A 21,445-nucleotide genomic window follows, 5' to 3' on the forward strand; every position below is an offset into this window, starting at 1 on the left:
CTCATGAAAAACCAAAAAAGAACGCCTTTGCCCCTGAATTTGCAGTTATTTTCGGCCAATTTGCAGCAATTACTCCAAACCCGTAATGAAAAAATCCAGCGGCAGAGCACAATCCTGGCCAAGGCCCGGGCGGAGGGAGAGCGTGACCTGACCCAGGACGAGGCAAGTGAGTTTGACTCTCTTGAGACGGAGATCCAGGCGCTGGATGCCCAGGTCGAGGCGAAAAACAAGCAGACAAGCCGTGAAGCGACGGTAGCGGCACGCATGCGAGATCTCGGCCAGCCGGCGGAGCAACCTTTCCGGCCTGCAGCACTGTCTGGTAGCCCTACTCAGGCGCCTGTTAAGGATACCGCCGGCTTTGAATCCCTTGGTGAGTTCATGAATGCCGTACGATTTGGGGACAGCACAGGTCGTTTGGAGTCTTTCCGGAATGACTTCTCTATGGGTAGCAATCCGGATGGCGGCTTTATGGTACCAGAGCAATTCCGGGAAGAGCTGCTGAGACTGGCCTATGAAGCTGCGGTGGTCCGACCGCGTGCCAACGTTATTCCTGCCGGGTCCCCGCCTGACGCAAAGATCACGATGCCGACATTCGTGCAAGGGGCAGCCGGCGCCTACGGCGGTGCTACGGTGACGTGGATCGGTGAAGGCGAGGCCAAGCCAAAAACTGAGGCGAAGCTCGATGAAATCACTCTCGAGCCTCATGAGGTTGCGGCGCATGTCGTGGTCACTGATAAACTGCTTCGGAACTGGACTGCAGCTAATGGCTTCCTTCGGAGCCTGCTCTCTCAGGCAATGGCCGCAGCAGAGGATACGGCCTTCCTGAAGGGAGACGGGGTCGGAAAGCCGTTCGGGGTCATCCCAGCTGAGGGCAGGCTCCTGGTTAACCGTCAGCTGGCGAACGTGATTACTTATAACGACCTTGTCACGATGCTGTCCAAAATGTTGCCTTCCTCCTTGGACAAAGCAGTCTGGGTTGTCGCCCAAAGCGCAATGCCTGAACTGATGCTGCTTGAAGACCCTGCAGGCAATTACATCTTCAACGGTGGAGACGCGACTCGCGGTATTGGCGCCACGCTGCTGGGCCGGCCGATCCGGTTCACAGGTAAGACGGGCCCTAAGGGTACGGTAGGCGACGTGGCTTTGGTGGACTTCGATTACTACCTGATCAAAGATGGCTCGGGCCCGTACATCGCAGCATCCGAGCATGTGCATTTTGTAAACAACAAAACCGTTATCAAGTGCTTCTGGAACGTTGACGGTAAGCCTTGGGTCAAGACTCCACTTACCCTCGAAGACGGCGTGACTAAAGCTTCTCCTTATGTCGTTCTTGGCAATCCATCCGCTTAAAAACTCGACAGGGGTCCTCTAAGGACCTCTGATCTTATTTTTGGGAGCTGATCATAATGAGCGTAAAAAAATTTCGGGTAATCGCTGACTTCACCGACAAGGAAACCGGCCAAGAGTACAAGCAGGGCGACGAAATCTACGCTGACGAGTTCAGAGAGCAGGAACTGAGAGCGGCCCTTGTGATCGGTCGGGAGATCGTGGTGCCTCCGGAACCTCCAGCGCAGCCGCCGCAGGAGCCACAGGAGCCGAAAGAAGCTGCAGCCAACGCCGACGCAGACGGGGACGACGACGCAGATGCCGACAAGGACGACGAGCTGGATCCGCGTCTGCAGCACGTCGGTGGCGGTTGGTACGATCTGCCTAACGGAGAGCGGGTCCGCGGCAAAGAGGCGGCAGCCAAGGCGCTGGCAGAGCTCGACGAGAAGGCGGGCGGTGAGGCTTAGTGCTTGCTACCCTCGCTAAAATAAAGCCTATGCTTGAAATCTCAGAGGAGGATTCGTCCCAGGATCAACTGCTCGAAGCGTTACTGGTGGCATCCTCTACCGCCATAGAGAATTACTGCCGGCGGTCCTTTGGATATCAAGAGCACAAAGATGTAGTGGTAGATGGAGTGAGGGGAAAATCCTTGCTCCTCCCTAACTACCCGGTTCACTCCGTGAGTGCCGTAAGCTTTGAGGATGGGATGCGGGAAGACTTCGAGCTCGATGCAGAGAAGGGTATCCTGTTCCGGCGTGCAGGGTGGCCATGTGGCGAGAGGGCGATCACAGTGAGCTACACGGCAGGATATGTATTGCCAGGAGACGCCACAGCGGAGCGGCCGCAGACTTTACCGCGGGTTCTGGAGATAGCGTGCATGCTACTCACCCAAACACTTATGCGGGATCCAGGTGCAAGCTCGGAGCGGGTGGGGGACATATCGGTATCCTATTCCGCTGACGAGAGAGGGCTTCCCTACACGGTGAGGGCGCTGATCGATCCCTATAAGAGGTTCGCATGACAAAAACAAGACGTACCTCGAGGAGGAGAGCCAATGTAACCGTGACAGAGGAGTCCAAGCTGCCTGACATGCTGAGAAAGCTTGAGGAGCTGGCTGCCAAAGAGGTCCATGTGGGCGCGGCCGGGGATGCTGAGCTGGCCATGATCGCCGGCATCCATGAATACGGGTCAATCAAGGCAGGTATCCCGGCTCGCAGCTTCATCGGATCGGGGCGTAAAAAGGCATCGGCTGCCGTCTCCAAGCTGGTCAGAACCAAGCTGCAGGACTTGGCAGAAGGCAGTCTGGATGCCGAGTCGTTCCTCAAACAAATCGGCGACTTGGCGCAGCAGAGTGTACTGAAGAATTTTGATCGAATCCGGACGCCTCCCCTTTCCCCGATCTATGCGAGACGGAAGGGCTCACGCAAGATCCTTGTACAGGAGCAGGAGCTGAGGGATTCGATCACCTATCTGATTACGGGGAGGAAGCGCCGGTGAGAATGTTTCGATTCGCCCGGCTGATCAGGAAGTACTCCACGTCATACATCCGGGTGCGTACCGGCGCGGGAGATTACGACGAAGATGGGGTGTTTCAACCTGCGGCCGCGGCTCCTGAAACCCTTTTAGGCGTAATCCAGCCCGTCGGTATGAAGCTGATGGAGCTTGAGGGCGGCCGATACACTTCGGATGATCGGATTCTTTACGCCACGACTGAGCACCAGACGGGTGACGTTATCGAGTATCTGGGCACCCGGTATAAGGTGGAGTCGGTTGAGGCCCGTGAGTATTCTGATGTGGGAAAATACATGCTGAAACGGGTGAGCTCCCATGATCTCCTTTGAATCCATCCGATCCGCCATCGTGCGGGGGCTGGCAGCCTATCTAGGGAATAAGGTCATTGAGATGAATAGCTCCGGCCAAGCTCCGGCCTATCCATTCATGACTTATGACTTTCTGGAGGACGACAGTCCCGGCGGCTTACCGATTATCCAGAGCCAAAATGGAGCCGTTACCCTGACTGAGACGGTCGAATTCACCATGTCCTTTCACTCCTACTCAGAAAGCACCTTGGAGGGTAAGGTATTAGCTCTTAAGGCGCGGGATTGGTTCCTGGGTGAGGGTCATCTGGAGCTTAAGTACAAGGTGGACGTGATCGTCGCCGAGATCGGGAAGGTGGAGAATCGAGACGTCCTTGTAGGCGAGGAATGGGAGCGCCGACACGGATTCGAGGTGACCTTCCGGACAACAAATAGAGTGCAGTACACCGTGGAAACCATCGAGACTGCAAATATAAAAGGAGTTGATCCGCTTGGCTAACAAGAATGACGTAACGGTCATTATCGAGATCCAACGACCGACACCCAAGCTGGGCTTCGGTAAGCCCCTGATTCTGGGGTCGAGCGCGGCGGGACACGCATACAAAACGTATCTGGACCTGCCGGCGGTGTTGGTCGATTATGCAGCCAGCACAGAGGAATACAAGGCAGCCTTCGCGCTGTTCAACCAAGGCGATGATTCCCCGCGGGAGATTGCGATCGCGGCCAGGCGCACCGGGGGAACGCCGGAGACATTGGAGGATATTCTGCCGGGACTCTTTACTAAGGACTGGTACTTCCTTGTGACGACCTCCACGAATGTGGATGATATCACAACGATCGGTGAGGCAGTCGAGCAGGACGATACCAGGCAGTTCTTCTTCCGTACGAGCAGCAAAACGGACCTCGCCGCTGTATTTGCGGAGGGTTTCACTCGGACGACTGGGTTTTACCATACGGACGTTTCGAATTACCCTGAGGCGGCGTGGATTGGGCGTACAGGATCCGCTGACGTCGGCAGCGTAACGTGGAAGGCGAAGACCCTTACGGGTATCCAGCCGCTGGATATCGACGCCACAGAGCTGGCTGCGATCCATGCGCTTGGCGCTAACACTTACGTTACCAAGGCCGGCGACAATGTCACCAGCGAGGGCAAGACGACGAACGGTGAGTATATCGACGTCATTCACTCGAAGGATTATGTGGATTTTAACATTGAGTATGCGGTCCAAAAGCTGATCAACTCGACGGACAAGATTCCTTATGATGATACCGGCATTGCCCAGATCGAGAGCGTTGTGCTGACGGTCTTGCAACGTGCATTCAACCAGGGGATGATTGCACGGGACGCGGACGGAATCGGTCTCTATGGCACCGACTTCAAGTCGCGCGCGGAGGTTGATCCGGCAGACCGTGCTGACCGGATTTACAATGACGGCGAATTCTGGTTTGAGCTCGCCGGTGCGATCCACGAGGCCCGGATCCGCGGGTATATCAGACTCTAAAGGAGGTATCGACCAGATGGCAGAGGCTAGAACGTATGACGCCAGAAGCGTAAGTGTAATTGTAGCAGGCCAGTACCTGACCGGCTTTGGCGAGGATATGGTCGAGGTAGAGAAAAGCGAAGACGGCTACGAGGTCCGGGTAGGCGCGCAGGGGGATCCGATTCGGGCGCGTGTGAACGATGAAACTGGCGAGATCAGGGTCACTTTGCTGCCGACAAGTCCCCAGGTACCCTTTCTGGATCGCTTGGCGAATAGCGGGCAGCTTGTATCGATTACCGTCATCTCCAGAGACCCCCAGGAACGGTCATCGGCTACTCAGGCTTACGTTACAAAGCCTGCAACCCGGACGTACGGCAAGAGTGCAGAGGATCGTGAGTATGTATTCCAATGCCTTGACCTGAAAATGACCTAAAAAATTTCGGTAGGGAGCGATAAATAAACATGGAAAAAAAGCAGAAACACTTCACTTCGAAAGTCACAGGAAAGCAGTATATCTTCCAGTTCCCAGGGATCCGTGCAGTGCAGCAGATCCGTGACCGCGTAAAGAATCGGTTCGGGGTTGCCTCCGACGAGAAGTCGGCCGACGAAGTCCTTAAGTATGTTGTGGTGGACCCGAAAATGAGAATCGAGGATTTCGGTGATGACATTGCCGAGTTCAATGAGGTCGTGGGGGCTGCCATCAACTTCATGAATGGAGCTGACGACGAGGATGACGATCAGCAAGCAGGAAGCGAGGTCTAGGGCGGAGCGAAATTGGTCAACTTGGCGGCTTTTGCTCTCGGACATGAATATCTCATACAGCGATCTGAATTCGATGGATTGGGAGGACGTGGCCGAAGCTAATGCAGCTCTTGACATACATCTGGAGCAGCAGACGAAGGCCGCCAAGCCCAAAGGGAAGCCTCCAACCGGCAGAAGGAGGTAGGCTATGGGTGTTATAGGGAACCTGATGTTTGCCATCGGGTTCAAGCTCCAGAGCAAGGCAGTCCAGAAGGCGCAAAAGGATCTTGGCGGGCTCATTGATAACGCTGGGAAAGCAGACAACGCGATAGCCGGTCTCGGTGCGTCACTCACAGCTCTGGCCGCGGGGGGCGGGGCGGCGGTAGCGGCTCTCTCCCTCGCGGCCGTGGGCGCTAGTGCTGTCCAGGCTGCAGAGGAGTACGAAAGGGCGATGGAGCGGATCCAAGGCGCTACGGGCGCCACAGGGGCCCAGATGCAGGAGACGCGCGGAGTAGCAGAGAGCTTGTACTCCCAGAACTTCGGCGAGAATTGGTCCGATCTGGGGAGCGCTATTTCCGTCACGGCTCAAATCACAAAGCAGCAAGGCAAGGAGCTTGAGAATACCACCAGGAACGCGCTGCTGATGCGAGACGCTTTTGGCTTTGAGGTCAGAGACGCTGTGAGGTCCGCAGATGGGGTCATGGAGAACTTCGGGGTGACGTCCGACCAGGCTTTCAACCTGCTCGCCCAGGGCGCGCAAAAGGGCTTAGACGCAAACGGCAATCTCCTGGATACAGCGAATGAATATTCCGTGTTCTTTGACTCTTTAGGTATGTCTGCGAATCAGATGTTTGATATCTTCAGTGCCGGAGCAGAAGCTGGCGCGTGGGATCTCGATAAGGTAGGCGATGCCGTCAAAGAGTTCAATATCCGATCGAAAGACGGCTCCAAGGATTCCATCATGGCTTACAAAATGCTAGGTCTGAATGCCAACGAGATGATGCAGACTTTCGCCCGAGGTGGGCCAGAAGCCCAGAAGTCATTCACCCAGATCATGCGGATGATCTCCGATATCGAGGATCCGGTCCAAAGAAACACGGTCGGGGTAGCTCTCATGGGGACCCAATTCGAGGATCTGGAAGTAGGCGTCGTGGCGGCCATGGGTACCGCGCAGAGTCAGTTTGACATGACAAAGGATACGATGGAGGAGCTCAACCAAATCAAGCTCAACAGCCTATCCGATGCCACCATGAGCTTTGGCCGTCAGATCGAAACTGGAATCCTCATACCTATCGGCCAGATGCTGATCCCTGCAGTAATGTTACTCTCGGACGCGCTGGGTTTTGTCATAGACAACTTTGAGATCATCGGCCCTGGTTTGGCGGGATTCGCTCTTGTAATCGGCGTGGCGGTTGCACCTGCATTATGGGGGCTTGCTGTGGCAGGCTGGGCGGCAGCTGCACCGTTTTTGCCATTCATCGGCCTCGCTTTTGCCGTGGGTGCAGCAGTGGCGGGTGTGGCTTGGGCTTTCCAGAACTGGGGTGCGATTACCGAGTGGCTTGGCGAGGTTTGGAGCGGCTTCGGCCCGAAAATCGCCTCGGTATGGGGTAATGTTGAAAGCTTCTTACGGAATATCAATTTGTTCTCCATAGGTGCAGACATCCTCGAAGGGCTTATCAAAGGTATTGTCTCGAAGGGGCCAGCTCTATGGGGTGCAGTCACTGATCTTGCCGCGAGCATCAAAGAGAACGTCATGGAGGCCCTGGATATCCATTCGCCCTCCAGGGATATGATGGAGATCGGCGTCAACACAGGCGAGGGCTTTGCATTAGGGATATCAGGCACCGCTGATCAAGTCATCGAAGCTTCTGATGAGCTGGCGGGGAGTGCCATTGAAGGCCCGATCGAGCACGAGCTCAGACCGGCAAGCTTGCCTCGCGCCGCGTATCCCGAGCCGGTGGCAAGCGGTCGACAGGGCGGTACCTCGCGAGTGGACGTCCATGTCAAGTTTGAGCTGACGGGTAACGCCGTCAATACGCCGGCGGGGCAGTCTATCCTTGATCAAATCGATCAACGCCTACTCGACGTTATCGAGAGCGCGGTACGCCGGCTGGGCCTGCAGGGGGAGGTGGTCTCCTATGGCGATACTTAACGGAATGTATCTCATGGTCGAAGATGAGGAGCCGGATTACGATATCGACGTCACGGAGCAGCCGGTCGAGGACAACGTCAACCTGGTGGACCACGTACAACGGAAGCCGGTCCGGATGCCGATCAGCGGTCTTATCGTCGGCGAGGACGCGGCCCAGATCCGTGAGAATCTCAAGAGCCTGCAGAATAACGCCTCAATCGTGGAGTACGATGGCCGCAATTACTTTGTCGGCCTGATCAAGGGGCTGCGGACTAGGCATACGAACAAGGTGGCCAATGGGTTTGAGTTCTCCTTCACCTTGGTAGAGGTCCGGATCGCAGAAGCATCCTACGCGGAGAGCCTACCGGCTCCGATCAGGGCACAGGCAGCTCCGGTCATCAGCTCCGGCCGCAAGCAGACGAAGAGCAAAACAGCCAAGAAGACGGAAGAGGTCCAAAAGGTGAAATTCAAGGCGGGCAGCCCGTGGGCGGAGGGATAGGATGGAATACATCGACATTGACAAGACAGTGATCCCCTACCGATTTGAGATCTCCCTGGCGGACGTATTCTACACCTTCGAAGTGCATTATAACGCTGAGCATGATTTTTTTACGGTGGATCTCGAGCGGGACGGAGAGGTGCTGGTTTACGGCGAGAAGCTTGTTTACGGGGTACCGCTGTTCCGCGCGATCCGAGATCGGAGGTTTCCTGCCTGGGAGATCGTACCGCTGGATGAGTCGGGAAATCAAACAGAAGTAACATGGGAGACGCTTGGTGAGAGCGTCTTTTTATTTGTCGGGGAGGCGGAGACGGATGCCTAATTTCGGGCGTGTGGTGGAGGTCATGGTCGAGAACATGCTCTTCACGCTGGACAAATACACAATGGAGGGCACCATCCCCTTCGACAATGACCCACTGCCGAACGAGAGTGAGATCCGCATCTGGAACCTGTCGCCGGAGACCATCGAGCGGATCAAGCGCGGCAGCGTGCTGATGATCAATGCCGGGTATTGGGGAGACGTTGGTCTGATCCTTCATGGATTCGTGGCCAAGACCCTCACGCGTCGGGAGGGGGTGGACAAGATCACCACGATCTATGTCCTGGACTCCGAGGATCTTTCCAGCCGGAAGGTGGCGGACGTGGCCTACACGGAGGGCACCCTGGCTTCCTATATCCTGAGGGAAATGGCCGCGCAGCTGGGGCTCCCAATCGCTCAGTTTGAACTCAACCAGGACTATCGGTATGAGGATGGGTACACGGCGAGCGGAGAGGTTACGGATATCATCAGCGACGTGGCTGCAGATTGCGGCACCTCGGCCTACGTCAATAAAGGCAAGCTGTATATCCGAAACCTCCGGCGGGGAGCGGACGATCTTTTCACGCTCTCCCCGGGTACTGGCCTGATCGGATCGCCTGACCCGTTTGAGGAGGACGGCTTCAAGGGATACACCGTCCGGTCGCAGCTACAGTATCGGATAACAACGGCCTCGGTAATTGAACTCAAAAGCAGAGTCTTCGAAGGCCGGGTACACGTCCGAAGCGGCAGCCATAAATTCAGCAATACCGGTGATTTTTCAACGGAAGTGGAGGCGATTCTGCCGTGAATAAGGATGCGGGCGCCGGGTTGGCAAAGCTCGCCGCGGCTTCGGCCAAAAAGGCTGCTGCAGGTTTATACGTAAGCTTTCCCTGCAGGGTGATCTCCTTCGACGAGGCAACCTGCATGGCTACGGTACAGCCCTTGCTCCGGATCACGGAGGAGGACCCGGCACCGATCCAAAACGTTCCGGCGCTTGGGCACAAGTACCGGACTGAAGGAGGCACCGTACAGGTGTATCGGCCGGTACTGCAGCCTGGGGACATGGTTCTTGTGGTGTGCGCGGACCGGGAGATCAAGAATACCCTGAGCGGTGTGACGGCGAGCCCCGATACGGATCGAAAGCACAGCAAGAATGATGCAGTTATCGTGGGGGTGTTTTCATGCAGTCTTTAAAACTGGTGAATGGTGACCTGGTCATCGAGGACGGGGAGCTGCTCATGGTGGAGGGGCCGGAGGAGATCGCGCAGTGCGTGAGCATATCCCTCGGCACCAATAAAGACGAGTGGTTCCTTAATCCGAACATGGGTATTGATGTTGAAAAATTCGTGGGGAAGAGCCTGAGCATGGAGGCACGGCTGGAACAGATCCGGCAGGGGTTACGGCAAGAGCCGCGGATCAAGACCATCGATAGCCTGGAGATCCAGGACGACCCTGCAGGGAGGACGTCGGTGGTCCGCTTTGAAGCCACCGCGGAGGATGGAACAATAATCTCCGAGGAGGTGGCCCTTAATGTTGGATGAAAAGGGATTTAAGCGGCCGAGATTCGCCGACCTGTTCTCGGACATGGAGAGCAAAGCCCGGGAGGCCTACGGGGAGCAGATCAACACCTCCGAACGCTCGCCCCTGGGGATCATCCTCCGGCTGTTCGCCTGGTTTCTGGCGATCCTCTGGCAGGGCTTGGAGGCGGTCTACAACAGCGCCTTTCCGGATACGGCAACTGGAGTAAGTCTGTATCGGCTCGGCCCTTTTGGAGGCATTCAGCGGCTGCAGGCGAGCAGGGCGATCGGTTCGATCACCATCACGGGCACCGCGGGCTCCACAGTGGCGTCCGGGTTCCGGGTGAAGACGACATCAAACGTCGTGTTTGAAACCCTCGAGGCCGTGACGCTCGATGGAACAGGGCACGGCACGGCTAATATACAGGCGCTCCTGGCGGGCAAAACAGGCAATGTGGCGGCCGGGCAGATTACGACGATAGTGAATCCGGTGGCGCATGTAACGGCCGTGATAAACCAATCTGAGACGTCTGGAGGCCGCGAGGAGGAGACGGCGCAGGAGTTTCGCAACCGTTTCGGTGTATCTGCAGAGGGGCGCGGCAAGGCGACTATTCCAGCCATCCGAGCGGCGCTCCTTCGGACGACAGGCGTACGAGCAGCCACAGTCATCGAGAACTTTACAAATACGACCGATGCCGCCGGTAGGCCGCCCAAATCGTTCGAGGCTTTCGTGCTCGGTGGGCTTCCCCAGGATATCGGCCAAGCCATCTTGGACACCAAAGCCGGCGGGATCCAGCCCTGGGGGACCGAGAGCGTGACCGTCAAGGACGACTCTGGGACAGACCGGGTCATGCGTTTCTCCTATGCGGTTGAGGTACCGGTCCACCAACGCATCACGGTGACGACGGATAATCGCTTCCCGGCCAATGGCGCCGCGCAGGTGGAGACGGCAGCCATACGGTACGTCGGAGGGGAGGACGCGGACGGCACGGTCTATGTAGGGCTCAGCATGGGAGCGGAAGTGGTACACTCCCGGATCATTGCGGCAGCCTACAGCGTCGAGGGTGTTATCGACGTGAAGGTGGAGCTCAGTACGGATGGGACGAGCTGGCAAGAAGGGAACCTGCAGATCGATGCGAATGAGGTCGCCCAGACGGCGGCCAATCTGGTAACGGTGGTGCCGGTCGTATGATTCAGGTAAAGGATATCGTCAAACGCCTGACAGACGTGTTCACGAAGGGCCCAAACAGCAATCTTGGGAAGCTCCTGGCGATCATGGCGGGGCAGCTGCAAGCCTATGAGGAGGCCCAGAATCGCGTTCACGATTGGCGGGAGATCGACCAGGCCAGAGGGTCGACGTTGGATCGGATCGGACAGATGGTGCAGCAGCCGCGCGGTGTGGCGTCCGATTCAGTGTACCGCATCATGCTCAAGAGTAAGATTGCCCAGAATCTGAGTGAGGGGGATATCAATACCATCATTCGGGTTCTTTCCATTGCGCTCAATGTGGATCCGAGTGAGATACGAATCCGGGAAGAGTACACGGCAGCCGTGGATCCGGAGCCGGCTGCCATATCTATCACAAAGCTTCCCTTGGCCACACTGAATGCCGCCGGCATGACGCTGAATCAATTTGCCCGGGTTGTGCAGCGGACGGTGGCCGCTGGCGTGCGCGTGGGTGTGATCGAGCTTGAGGGGACATTCTCATTTTCTTCGGATTACGATTCGAGCGAGACGGACAACAGTGCCGGATTCGGAGATATTGAAGGGACCATCGGCGGATACCTTGGGGCGGCATACAGCCCAGAAGAGGAAGATGAGCTGCCGATATAGGAGGTGTTTATAAGTGTTCTTAGAGCAGCTACCCGGATGGGGCGCGGCGGGGGTGGAACCGCCGGCAGGAAAAAAAACGGATGGATTTCAAGCAGGCGAGAAACCGCCGGCAGGTTATTTCAACTGGTTATTTACCAGAACAAGCAAAGTGCTGGAGGAATTGCAGAAGAATGCTGTCCATAAGGGCGACTTTGATCAGTCACTGAAGAAGGCAGACGCTGTTCAGTTCAGCAGACTTTCCGTTCAAAAGAATGATGATAATGCCCTTATCACGGTTAGGGCGACGGGATCATCCGGGAGAGACGTAGTCGTTAACATGGAGAATGAGACCATGGCTACTGACAAGTTCCGGATCAAGCAAATATTCAATACAGCCAATGACGGCATGGGCGGGGCGGGATTCCTTTTCCGTGCTGTTCGACCGAGTGACGGTAAAACCATTGACTGGAAGTTGAGCGGCGATACAGCGGATATTTGGACGAGTGGTCGGAATCTCAATGTGGGCAGCGGGTATTCCCTCAGCCTGAATAACCAGCCACTGTACATCCGAAGCACGGATGGTCTCGACAAGAACCATTTCATTCAGTACTTCGATGAGACCTCAACAAAAAACATTGATGGTGCCCGTATTGCTGGTAACCGCGGTGTACAGCTAGGAACTATGGATCACGGGGCAACAAATGGGGGTAGTTTTCACCCCGTTGTGACCATAGCAAATGACTATACTGGTATTTCTCTCGATGTTCGTCGTAAACCAGGACGGCAGTTCGCCGAAAGCACATTCCAGGGGATACCAGGTGGAGTGAAACTTGGAGCGTATATCGTTAACTATGAGGATTCGACCTCATCGGTTGGGGCCATTGTGGCAAACCGTTACGCTAGCAATGACACAAGTATCTTTGAGGCAGTGAGTCTTTATAACGGATGGAACCCCAGGTTCTCCGTCCGGGGCATGGGCCAGGTGAATATCTGGGGAAGGACCTTCGTCCACAACGGAGCTGCCAACAATCTTATGAATTCTGAACCAGCTATATCCTTAGCGGTTGGTGACCATGATACCGGGTTTAACTGGAACTCGGACGGACAGATGGAGATTTTCGCGAATAACCAGGTGACGGCTTGGTGGAACACTACCCAATTCCGCGTAGAGAAGGCCTTCAGCGTAGGCGGTACAAAATCAGCGTTTGTCCAAACGGCCAGCCATGGTGAGCAACTGCTTTACGCTATGGAAAGTCCTGAGAACCGATTCGAGGACTTCGGTGAGGGTGAGATCGGAGATGATGGATCTGTTGTGATCCAGATGGATCCTATCTTCCTGGAGACCGTCGAGATTAACGGGGACGATTACCAAGTTCATGTAACCGGGATCGACGGCAGCGGGTTTACCGTACCTGTCCGGGGAGTTGACAGCTTTACGATACACGGGCCAGCCGGGAAGAAGTTCATGTATCGGGTTCTTGCATGGCGCCTTGGTTATCACAACCTTCGTTTCAATTATGCTGCAGGATAGGAGGTAACCCATGAAGATCAATATCATGTCTATCACCCAAAACTTCAACAAAGACGGTGAGCTCATGCAGTATCGAGTCACCTATCAGAAATTTGATGACGAGGGAAACATGCTCGCCTCAAATGCAATGCTGCTGCTCAAGCCCGATGCCATCGGTCCTATCGAAACGGCAACGCAGGGGGTTCAAGGGTTTGTTACCGAAAAAATCAATATCAAAGAAGGTATAGTCGCCCAAGACTAAGGAGGGACCAAACCAATGAAGGATGGAATCAAGCAACGAATCATGCAGATCCAGGCGCAAATGTATGTGCTGCAGCAAGAAGAGAGGGAGCTGTTTACGGCCCTTTCTGTATTGGAGAGACAGGAGCAAGAACAGCAACAAAAGCCCGAGGAAGCAAGCACCGAATAGTCGGCTGCTTGCTTTATTTTTAGGAATAGGAGATGAGCAAACATGGTGGTGCGGAAGGTAAAAAGTGCTTATCGTTTATTTATTGAGCAGACTCGAGGCATTGGAGGGGGAGGTACCGGAGACGTAATTATCGCCCAACCATTTAAAGGCAAGAAGATCATCGTGATTGGCAACTCCATTGTCGCCGAACAAGACGTGCCTGCCGGGCAGGGATGGTCTACCAAACTAGCTGCCCGAACCGGGGGAACAGTTATTAAATATGGTTACCCGGGAAAACCATGGTCTTGGAAGACAGCCTTGGGCGCGACGAATACCTCGATCTACTCCAACAGAAATTCATGGGATAGGACCGGGGATGTGTACATTCTGTACTCTGGTGGCAATGATCCGCGTCTGGAAATCGACAAGGGTGTTTATACAGATACCGCAACGGACAACAACCATATGGGAACGCTTAGGGCAACGGTGAACCTGATCCGAGGTTGGAATCCTAACGCTATTGTCGTCATTGCCATTTCCCTTCCACGGGATGGCCCACCGGAAGCGGTAGTGAAAAATGAGGACAAAAACCTCCTGGGTAACAGCCTGATGGATCATAATGCCGAGGCGCGCCTGCTTGCCTACGACATGAAATGCCCTGTGTGGGACATGTTCGGCATCGGAATTGATTACGCAACGGACTATCAAGCTGACCGTGTCCACCCAAATGCGGTAGGATCAACGAAAATCGCTGACTCTGGTGCCGGGTTCATTGCCACCCTTAAGCTGCCAGCGGGAGCTGCAGATACGACGGCCCCAGGCGCGCCTGCATCGCTCACGTCGCCGTCCAAGACAACCACCACGGTAAACCTCGCATGGACGGCAGCGACCGATAACCCTGGAGGATCCGGTGTGACCGGCTACAAGGTATACCGCAACGGAACCTTGATTGCAACGCTCGGAAACGTTCTGAGCTACCAGGCAACGGGGCTGACGCAGAGTACGGCATATACCTTTACAGTGCGAGCCGTCGATGCCAAAGGGAATGAAGGTCCTGCAGCCACTCTCAGCGTGACGACGAGCGCGCCTGCATCGGATAGCACCGCGCCGAACGTACCGGCACAGCCAACACTGGTCAGCAAGACGCATAACAGCGTCACTCTCTCCTGGACAGCTGTTTCTGATAACACTGGGGGCGTCGGCGTAACGAATTACATCATCGAAGGCGGCCCTTCGGCTGTCACGGTAGGAACGGTAACGCAGACGACCATCACAGGCTTGAACCCATCCACGCCGTATAACTTTACTTTGAAAGCCCGGGATGCGAACGGCAATACGTCCACGGCATCCCCAGCGCTGGCCGTCACAACCGATGCTGCACCTGCAGGTGGGCCTACTGTGTATTATAAGGATACTTTCACTGGCCCTAACGGTTCGCTCAACGGTCACCAGCCTGAAACCGGGGCACCCTGGGACACCTCGGTGGCAACCACGCCAGCTAACTGGCAGCTCGTCAACAATGCGGCCAAGTACACTGGGACAACCGGAGATAAGATTCTTGTGGAATCGGGTGCGCCTACGGGGGACTACACTCTCATTTATAATGTGTACGCTGCCGGTGGAAAGCAGGGCTTCGCGTTCCGCGGCCTGAATGGCACCAACTACCTCTATGTCAGGTACGATGCTGCTGCTGCAGGAGCTGAGCTCAAATTGTTTAAACGTAGTGATGTCACAGGTACAGCGACAACGACGCAGCTGCATGCTGTGGCCGCCACGATCAACACGACAGCTAGCCATGAAATCAAAATCGTGGTTTCTGGCAACAACATCAAGGTTTACCTTGAAGGCAGCGCGACGGCTGCTATGGATTTCACACTTTCCACAGCGGATGCGACGGAGTATGCAGGCCGAACCAAATTCGGAATGTATGCGGGCGGGGAAAATACCAGCCAATGGAACGAAGTCACAGTACAGAGCAACGCAGCTTAATACCTCCAAACAATTTGGCCTCGATCCGATCGGGGCTAATTTTTTTGCCCTGAGAGGGCCGAGGAGCGAGAGTCAATGATTAATGTAGTTGAGCAGGGAGCGGTGGTTGGCGGGAAGGTAGACTGCACCGTAGCCTTCCAGAAGGCGATCGACCAGGCGCGGGAGACCGGGGAAAAGATCAAAGTGCCGCTTGGCCCGTTCCTTATCGCAGGCCAGCTGCAGCGGCTGGATAACGTCTTTATCGAGGGAACGGCAAGCAACAAGCAATACTGGCCGGAGCATGACGATTTTTTCGCTGGTGGATCGGTCTTGATCGGAGCAGATTCAAACGTCCTCTTTGCCGCAGACACGACGCGGGCCACAATTGACAATCTCTGCTTCACGAATTTCGCTAAGCTCGCGGAGAAGTCGAGCCCGCGATCCATGCGTTTTCGTAACTGCTCATTCAAGGATATGGTGGTCCTCGATGCGCCTTCAGACGAGAAGGGGGCGTACCACAATTATCGGTTCTTCGAGTGTGACTTCACGAATTATGGTGTGAATGCTCTCTTCAAAGGCCGGATCATTGATTCGGTATGGAAGGACTGCACCTTCGTCGGTGCGTCAGCATTCGATCTTGTACAGGCCAAGGCAAACCTGATCGCTCATAATCGATTCGAGTGGATTGACCGGAGCTTCGCAATGGCACTATTTGCCTGTGAGTATAACCAGATCATCGAGAACTTCTTCGATCGGGTGGCCGGCAATGCGATCATTTTGAAGCAGCTGAACAAGCATGTGCATATCGCCGAGAATCTCTTCAACCGGTGCGGCAGCGGACTCAAGTCTACTGGGCTGGCATTTGATCCGCCACTCCCTGAGAAGTTCCTCTCCCACATCCAGCTCTTTGGCGAATATGAAGGGGTCTCGATCCAGAACAATGTCTTCTGTCGCGGGCCGGTTAGTGACAAAGTCAGCGGAGAGCTCGCTCCGAAGTACGTACTCTCAAAGGAGGCAAACACGAGTAATTGCGGTGTATCGTTCAAGGGGAACACATACGACTGCGGCTGCACTGATGATCTCATCTACGTGGAGGGCCACAAATACGATCGGATCCAGCTGGATACCGACTCCGTGTTCGGCGAGCTGACGCCGGCAGTGGTCTCCCTGGCCAAGGTGAGCGCCGGCAGGATCACCACTTATAACTCGAAGAAGGTGACGGTCAAGGAGCTGCCGGAGAACCTTATCGTGCATAATGCTGGCGGGGAGATCGCCTTCGAAGCCGGAGGGGCTCAGCGCGGCGTGGTGTACGGTGGCCGGGTAGGCGGCCGCGGGCGTTTCACACGGGACAAGGTCCTTATGGAGGATCTCAATTACAACCAGATCGCCGGTGGGGCATCGTGGCGAAAGCTGGTCTACTCGATCCCGGTCAGCCGGGCGATGGTCGGTGCACCGATTACCTTCCTTGCCTCCTACCGTACCAACGGCACGCCGGATCTCACCGCAGAGGTGGTCGGTGAGGATGGGAAGATCCTCCGGAAGCTGAAGAGCCTCACGCCCGCGGCAGCCAATCTCCTTTACCGGGAGGTATTCACCGTACCTGCAGGTTACACCGGCACTGTGATCAAAGTGGTGCTGTACTGCACCCGGGCGCTGCCGCTGACTACGGGATCCATCTTGAAGATCGATGCGGTGACGGCCGGCTACGGAGACGCCACGAGTGATGCATTTGCTGACAAAGTGTGAGCATGTGCCCCGAGCCGATCGGGGCTATTCTTCAGAAAGGAGCTGAGGGGGGTGCCAGAGACCATTTTAAGCGCCGAGGCCCTTGCCCGGCTTGAACGATTGGAGGCAAAACACCTCGAGGTAGTTGAACAGCTAAAGGGAATGTCGGGCGAGCTGTTGAGGCTCAATACGGAGGGCCTCAAGTCGCAGCAGCAGATCCGGGTTTTGGAGGAAACAGATAAGCGGCACCAAGAGGATCTTCGGGTACTGCAGTCTACACAAGAGGGGATAAAAACTTCAATCAATATGCTGGTGACTGAATTTGCCAGTTTCAAATCGGAGGTCTTTGCACTGCTCCGGCAAAACATGGCATCGGGATCCGCAGAGAGCAGCAGCCTCAGGAAAGACCTGATGGCACTACTGAGGTGGGTGCTGGCGGGTACGATTATTTATCTCGTGATGCGAGGGGAGGTCCCTGTACCATGAATAAGCAGGATTTTATCAAAACCTTATTGCCGATGGCGCAGGCTGAGCAACGAAGGACAGGGGTGCTGACCAGCATCAAGCTGGCGCAGGCGTGCCTGGAGACGGGGTACGGCCGCGCAGTCGCCGGTGGGAACCTGTACGGCATCAAAGGCAGCGGGCAGACGTTTACGACCCATGAGTACTATAACGGGGTGAAGACGACGGTCCAGGACAGCTTCCGGGCATATCCGGACTGGGCGGCCAGCGTGATCGACCACAGCGAATTCCTACTGAGGAACGGCCGGTACTCCCGAGCCGGGTTCTTCACGGCTTGTAAGGCTCTTGACTACAAAGGGGCGGCTCGGGCTCTTCAGTCCGCAGGGTATGCCACTGACCCGCAGTATGCAAAGAAGTTGATCAGCATCATCGAGGCGAACGGGTTTGCGAAGTACGATCAAATCGAGGAAGAAGTGAAGGAGGATGAGGATACGATGAAGCTGGAGCACGATTGGCAATGGAAGCAGCTTGGGGATGCCCTTGATGGACTCTATCGGGCCGGAAAGCTGTCTGACTATTCATGGGTTGAGAAAGCCTATACGCGGCAGTTGACGATCTCTGAGGTCAGTTGGCTGAACACTGTCATCCTCGCGCGTCAAAGCGGCGTGGAAGTCTAATAAGGGAGAGGAGAAATTTTTTATGAATGAACTGGTCCAACCTTATCTCCAGACCGTCCTGCAGGCGCTGGTCAGCGCTCTGGCACTTATCGTAATAGCGGCCGTTGGCGGGCTGCGAAGCAAAGCCGAAGGCTGGATTGAGACGCGAACGACGGTACAGCAGCGAGAGAAGCTACACCTGATCGCAAAGGAGGGTATGGCCTTAGCGGAGGCAGTCTTCAAAGGTGCCGGCGGGGAGGCTAAGCTGCAAGAGGCCGAGAAGTATGTGTTAGACCATCTTGCAGATATTGGCCTGAATCTAACGTCTACAGAAATCCGCGCTGCAATTGAGAAGGCAGTTTTAGAGCAAAAAAAATAAGCTATTAAACAAAAAGAGCTCCAATCCTAAGGAGCTCTTTTTGTTAACTATAGAGTGATACATTCATTTGGTATGAACTGCATTTAGTTTTTCTATCCATGTCGATATTAAGAAGTCTGCCAGAGAACCTGCAATGTTTACAGCCAACTGTGCATGCCTTTTTGAAGGTTTATAGTATTTTATACCGTGGCCATGGGCATCCCCAAACTTGTTACGAAGGGACCCTAAGCCCTGTACAACTGAAGCACACCCGCCTAGAATCTGCTTGAATATTTGCTCAGTGTGTCCGTCTGGAGAGAGATTTAACACAGTTTGTGTCTTTTTATAAAGTGCTGGGAGATCCTCTTTATCTGTGTAGATCACGCCTTCTTGGTCTAAAATAAATTTTAATGTTTGCTCTAACAAAGTTCTTGCAATTGTGATTGCCCCCTCAGGATCTTCTTCCCTTCTTTCAAGTGCTTTATCCCAATTCTCCCGAATAAATTGATGCGCATTATTTTGAGTAAGGCCATCTGAAATTATTTCATCAAGCGGAGTGTTTGAATTTTGTTCTATGAATGAGAGTAGGGGCTGAAAAGAATCCTGAATGATTGTACGGCGTTGTTGATAAGTACCCGCTAGGGGTTTGAAGTACCCCCATATCTCATCGAGAGTTCTACAGGTATGTATATATCGGGGCAACTTATCTTTAAGTCTTGGATTTTTAATTAATTTTTCACGGATAGTTTTGTATTCAATATTACTGGCACTAGCTTCAGCTCCAGTTACACGGGAAGTAATATTAAGCTTCAATTTTTCTGCTTCAATAAGTTCAGCTTCATACATAATTATTCAACTCCATAGATTAATGTCTTTTAAACCAAATTAATAGCATATTTTTTTCTAAACCGATTTTATTCTTATCGCGGCGGATAATAACTATCCCTGTAGCAATTATGACTGATTAGATGAATTTTTTTACAATTATGAAGTTTTCTTTATAAATTATTTTTGATATATCCGCCTCTAAGATAATGATGTAAAATAATGTCGGAATACCGACAGTCTTTATCTTAACCTTGAGAGGATGTTCATCAACTTGAATAACTTAGCTCTGTTACCTATTATTCCAGATACCAAAGGCTACTGGCTCGTAAGAACTCAAGGCGGGCGTTATTATAGTGATTACAGGAAAAACGGGTTTATTGCTATTAACTGGGATGATATTACTGTTGATAATATAAATGAACTCTCAGATAAAGAACTTGTCGAGATGGTAAAAAGCTATTACCCCGATAAACCGAATGCAAGCAGGACAGCGAACCAGTTAAGAATATTTGCAAAGAACATAAAAAAAGGGGATGTAGTGTTAATTACAGGGTATTCCTCAAATGTAGTGTCCGTTGGTGAAGTATTAGATGACCAACCATTTGTGGAGACAATAGAACAGGCTGCCCTTGAAGAAGACCCTAAGAAATGCCCTTTTCAAAAAAGAAAGCGTGTAAAGTGGCTCAAAGATATACATAAGTGGGATTTGGATAAAGAACTATATAAACTTCTACAACATGCGCAGCATACGATTAGTGAAGCAGATGAGTATGCCAATGCGATTGAAAGATTAATACACAATTTCTTCATTAGAGGAAATGAAGCTCATCTAGCCTTACAAGTGAAAAAAGAAGGTAAAATACCAATGCCTTCATTTTTCTTGATGGGTGCTGAAATAATAGAACTAGCTGAAGAATTTAATGATTTTTCGGAGACCTATGACATTGATTTAGATGGCGTAGACTTAAAGGTTAATGTGAACTCACCTGGAAAAATTACGTTTACGGGTCCTATAGCTGTTATTACAGTAATTGGACTGTTGCTTCTTACATTAAATGGTGGTAGTTTTTCGATCCCACTTCAGGTTTTTGGCGGGGAGCCTGTAAGTGTAAATATGAATGGTATGTTGAAGGAAATAACTGATTTTTGGGATCACAAGCAAAGCAGAGACCAAAAAGAACTTATATTGAAGACATACATGGCAGATCTAGAAGTCAAGACGCCTGAAGAGCTTGCCAAACTATTGGAAGCAGTTGATCCACCAGCTTCTTCAGAAAAAACTTCTGAAAAGTGATTTTTTGATCTATAATAAAGAATGTATGTTTTCTCAAGTATAAGGATGAGGGGGGAAGTCAATGGATATGGTTAGGAATATACTATCCGTGTTGGGCGCCTTTCTGTTTGTTTTTGGGAGCACTTTTCTCATCCAAAGGTTTACAATAGGCTTTATTCCCATATTTAAAAAGGAAATTCGGAGTAAGGTATCTGTAGGGGACGTTGTTTTCTCGGTAACTTCCCTTTTGTATATTATTACTTACGTAGAATTTAATCCACCATACTAAATTCGGGCCTCGTGTTAAATACATGGGGCTTTTTTAGTTATTGATTTATTTGTGTGTTCGTATATAATGCGAACAGAGGTGATTGCATTGCTGTCAGATATCGAACGAAAAGTACTTAGGATAATCGGCAATTATTGGGAAGGATATCGTCGTGCGCCTTCGATCGGTGAGCTCATGCAAAAGACGGGACGCAGTAAAGAAGGCATTTATCAGGTGCTCAGATTGCTAAACAAGGAGCAGTACATAGAGTGGACCGAGACACTACCTCATGTAATTCTACCGATCGAGACCTTTGATCGTGATAGTCTGGCTAGTCGATATCCAATGCGTATACAAAATAATTAC

General features: G+C 53.2%; 28 protein-coding genes. 27 read left to right on the forward strand and 1 reads right to left on the reverse strand.

The window, feature by feature from the left end:
* The first annotated feature begins 3 nt into the window (after positions 1-3).
* From O9H32_RS05250 to O9H32_RS05375, 26 genes are all read left to right on the forward strand, one after another.
* Positions 4-1,350, forward strand: coding sequence for a phage major capsid protein (locus O9H32_RS05250; RefSeq protein ID WP_269864816.1), 1,347 nt, complete (start codon positions 4-6; stop codon positions 1,348-1,350).
* 56 nt (positions 1,351-1,406) lie between these two features.
* Positions 1,407-1,793 carry a hypothetical protein gene (locus O9H32_RS05255; RefSeq protein WP_269864817.1) on the forward strand — a complete coding sequence of 129 codons (387 nt, stop codon included), beginning with the start codon at positions 1,407-1,409 and terminating at the stop codon, positions 1,791-1,793.
* Entirely contained in the window at positions 1,793-2,347 is a 555-nt protein-coding gene (locus O9H32_RS05260) for a phage head-tail connector protein (protein ID WP_269864818.1), read from the forward strand. The genes O9H32_RS05255 and O9H32_RS05260 overlap by 1 nt, the downstream gene beginning before the upstream one ends.
* Positions 2,344-2,823, forward strand: a complete 480-nt coding sequence (locus O9H32_RS05265; protein WP_269864819.1) for a phage virion morphogenesis protein — start codon at positions 2,344-2,346, stop codon at positions 2,821-2,823. The genes O9H32_RS05260 and O9H32_RS05265 overlap by 4 nt, the downstream gene beginning before the upstream one ends.
* Before the next feature lie 2 nt (positions 2,824-2,825).
* On the forward strand, positions 2,826-3,167 hold the full coding sequence (locus tag O9H32_RS05270; protein WP_269864898.1) for a hypothetical protein: 342 nt from the start codon (positions 2,826-2,828) through the stop codon (positions 3,165-3,167).
* Positions 3,154-3,642, forward strand: a complete 489-nt coding sequence (locus O9H32_RS05275; RefSeq protein WP_269864820.1) for a phage neck terminator protein — start codon at positions 3,154-3,156, stop codon at positions 3,640-3,642. Before O9H32_RS05270 ends, O9H32_RS05275 begins: the two co-directional genes overlap by 14 nt.
* The gene (locus O9H32_RS05280; protein WP_269864821.1) at positions 3,635-4,645 is read left to right on the forward strand and encodes a DUF3383 family protein; all 1,011 of its coding nucleotides are present in this window, start codon (positions 3,635-3,637) and stop codon (positions 4,643-4,645) included. The genes O9H32_RS05275 and O9H32_RS05280 overlap by 8 nt, the downstream gene beginning before the upstream one ends.
* A gap of 16 nt (positions 4,646-4,661) precedes the next feature.
* Positions 4,662-5,057: a phage structural protein gene (locus O9H32_RS05285; RefSeq protein ID WP_269864822.1), complete on the forward strand. Its 396-nt coding sequence runs from the start codon at positions 4,662-4,664 to the stop codon at positions 5,055-5,057.
* A gap of 29 nt (positions 5,058-5,086) precedes the next feature.
* Positions 5,087-5,386 carry a hypothetical protein gene (locus O9H32_RS05290; RefSeq protein WP_269864823.1) on the forward strand — a complete coding sequence of 100 codons (300 nt, stop codon included), beginning with the start codon at positions 5,087-5,089 and terminating at the stop codon, positions 5,384-5,386.
* A gap of 43 nt (positions 5,387-5,429) precedes the next feature.
* On the forward strand, positions 5,430-5,570 hold the full coding sequence (locus O9H32_RS05295) for a hypothetical protein (RefSeq protein ID WP_269864824.1): 141 nt from the start codon (positions 5,430-5,432) through the stop codon (positions 5,568-5,570).
* Between the two features lie 3 nt (positions 5,571-5,573).
* Positions 5,574-7,517, forward strand: a complete 1,944-nt coding sequence (locus tag O9H32_RS05300) for a phage tail tape measure protein (RefSeq protein WP_269864825.1) — start codon at positions 5,574-5,576, stop codon at positions 7,515-7,517.
* Positions 7,504-7,995 (forward strand): phage baseplate protein, encoded by a 492-nt coding sequence (locus O9H32_RS05305; RefSeq protein WP_269864826.1) that lies wholly within the window; start codon positions 7,504-7,506, stop codon positions 7,993-7,995. The genes O9H32_RS05300 and O9H32_RS05305 overlap by 14 nt, the downstream gene beginning before the upstream one ends.
* Before the next feature lies 1 nt (position 7,996).
* On the forward strand, positions 7,997-8,317 hold the full coding sequence (locus O9H32_RS05310) for a phage baseplate plug family protein (protein WP_269864827.1): 321 nt from the start codon (positions 7,997-7,999) through the stop codon (positions 8,315-8,317).
* A complete protein-coding gene (locus tag O9H32_RS05315; protein WP_269864828.1) occupies positions 8,310-9,101 on the forward strand; it encodes a phage protein in 792 nt (263 codons plus the stop codon). The genes O9H32_RS05310 and O9H32_RS05315 overlap by 8 nt, the downstream gene beginning before the upstream one ends.
* Complete coding sequence (locus O9H32_RS05320; protein WP_269864830.1) at positions 9,098-9,487, forward strand: Gp138 family membrane-puncturing spike protein; 390 nt, start codon at positions 9,098-9,100, stop codon at positions 9,485-9,487. Before O9H32_RS05315 ends, O9H32_RS05320 begins: the two co-directional genes overlap by 4 nt.
* Complete coding sequence (locus tag O9H32_RS05325) at positions 9,475-9,834, forward strand: DUF2634 domain-containing protein (protein WP_269864831.1); 360 nt, start codon at positions 9,475-9,477, stop codon at positions 9,832-9,834. The genes O9H32_RS05320 and O9H32_RS05325 overlap by 13 nt, the downstream gene beginning before the upstream one ends.
* Positions 9,824-11,002, forward strand: coding sequence for a baseplate J/gp47 family protein (locus O9H32_RS05330; RefSeq protein WP_269864832.1), 1,179 nt, complete (start codon positions 9,824-9,826; stop codon positions 11,000-11,002). Before O9H32_RS05325 ends, O9H32_RS05330 begins: the two co-directional genes overlap by 11 nt.
* Complete coding sequence (locus O9H32_RS05335; RefSeq protein WP_269864833.1) at positions 10,999-11,643, forward strand: hypothetical protein; 645 nt, start codon at positions 10,999-11,001, stop codon at positions 11,641-11,643. The genes O9H32_RS05330 and O9H32_RS05335 overlap by 4 nt, the downstream gene beginning before the upstream one ends.
* Before the next feature lie 13 nt (positions 11,644-11,656).
* Positions 11,657-13,153: a hypothetical protein gene (locus O9H32_RS05340; RefSeq protein ID WP_269864834.1), complete on the forward strand. Its 1,497-nt coding sequence runs from the start codon at positions 11,657-11,659 to the stop codon at positions 13,151-13,153.
* A gap of 10 nt (positions 13,154-13,163) precedes the next feature.
* Positions 13,164-13,394, forward strand: coding sequence for a hypothetical protein (locus tag O9H32_RS05345; RefSeq protein ID WP_269864835.1), 231 nt, complete (start codon positions 13,164-13,166; stop codon positions 13,392-13,394).
* 15 nt (positions 13,395-13,409) lie between these two features.
* Entirely contained in the window at positions 13,410-13,562 is a 153-nt protein-coding gene (locus tag O9H32_RS05350; RefSeq protein WP_269864836.1) for a hypothetical protein, read from the forward strand.
* A gap of 42 nt (positions 13,563-13,604) precedes the next feature.
* Positions 13,605-15,530, forward strand: a complete 1,926-nt coding sequence (locus O9H32_RS05355; RefSeq protein ID WP_269864837.1) for a fibronectin type III domain-containing protein — start codon at positions 13,605-13,607, stop codon at positions 15,528-15,530.
* Between the two features lie 75 nt (positions 15,531-15,605).
* Positions 15,606-17,255 (forward strand): glycosyl hydrolase family 28-related protein, encoded by a 1,650-nt coding sequence (locus O9H32_RS05360; RefSeq protein ID WP_269864838.1) that lies wholly within the window; start codon positions 15,606-15,608, stop codon positions 17,253-17,255.
* 51 nt (positions 17,256-17,306) lie between these two features.
* On the forward strand, positions 17,307-17,720 hold the full coding sequence (locus O9H32_RS05365; protein WP_269864839.1) for a hypothetical protein: 414 nt from the start codon (positions 17,307-17,309) through the stop codon (positions 17,718-17,720).
* On the forward strand, positions 17,717-18,373 hold the full coding sequence (locus O9H32_RS05370; protein WP_269864840.1) for a glycoside hydrolase family 73 protein: 657 nt from the start codon (positions 17,717-17,719) through the stop codon (positions 18,371-18,373). The genes O9H32_RS05365 and O9H32_RS05370 overlap by 4 nt, the downstream gene beginning before the upstream one ends.
* Positions 18,374-18,395: 22 nt before the next feature.
* Positions 18,396-18,731, forward strand: a complete 336-nt coding sequence (locus tag O9H32_RS05375; protein ID WP_269864841.1) for a phage holin — start codon at positions 18,396-18,398, stop codon at positions 18,729-18,731.
* Between the two features lie 63 nt (positions 18,732-18,794).
* Here O9H32_RS05375 and O9H32_RS05380 read toward each other — a convergent pair whose 3' ends face one another.
* Positions 18,795-19,556, reverse strand: a complete 762-nt coding sequence (locus O9H32_RS05380) for an abortive infection family protein (RefSeq protein ID WP_269864842.1) — start codon at positions 19,554-19,556, stop codon at positions 18,795-18,797.
* Positions 19,557-19,809: 253 nt separating this feature from the next.
* Here O9H32_RS05380 and O9H32_RS05385 point away from each other — a divergent pair, with 253 nt between their 5' ends.
* Positions 19,810-20,832, forward strand: coding sequence for a hypothetical protein (locus O9H32_RS05385; RefSeq protein WP_269864843.1), 1,023 nt, complete (start codon positions 19,810-19,812; stop codon positions 20,830-20,832).
* Positions 20,833-21,445 lie beyond the last annotated feature (613 nt).

It is taken from the genome of Paenibacillus caseinilyticus, assembly GCF_027533645.1.
In the GTDB taxonomy this organism is placed as follows: domain Bacteria; phylum Bacillota; class Bacilli; order Paenibacillales; family NBRC-103111; genus Paenibacillus_G; species Paenibacillus_G caseinilyticus.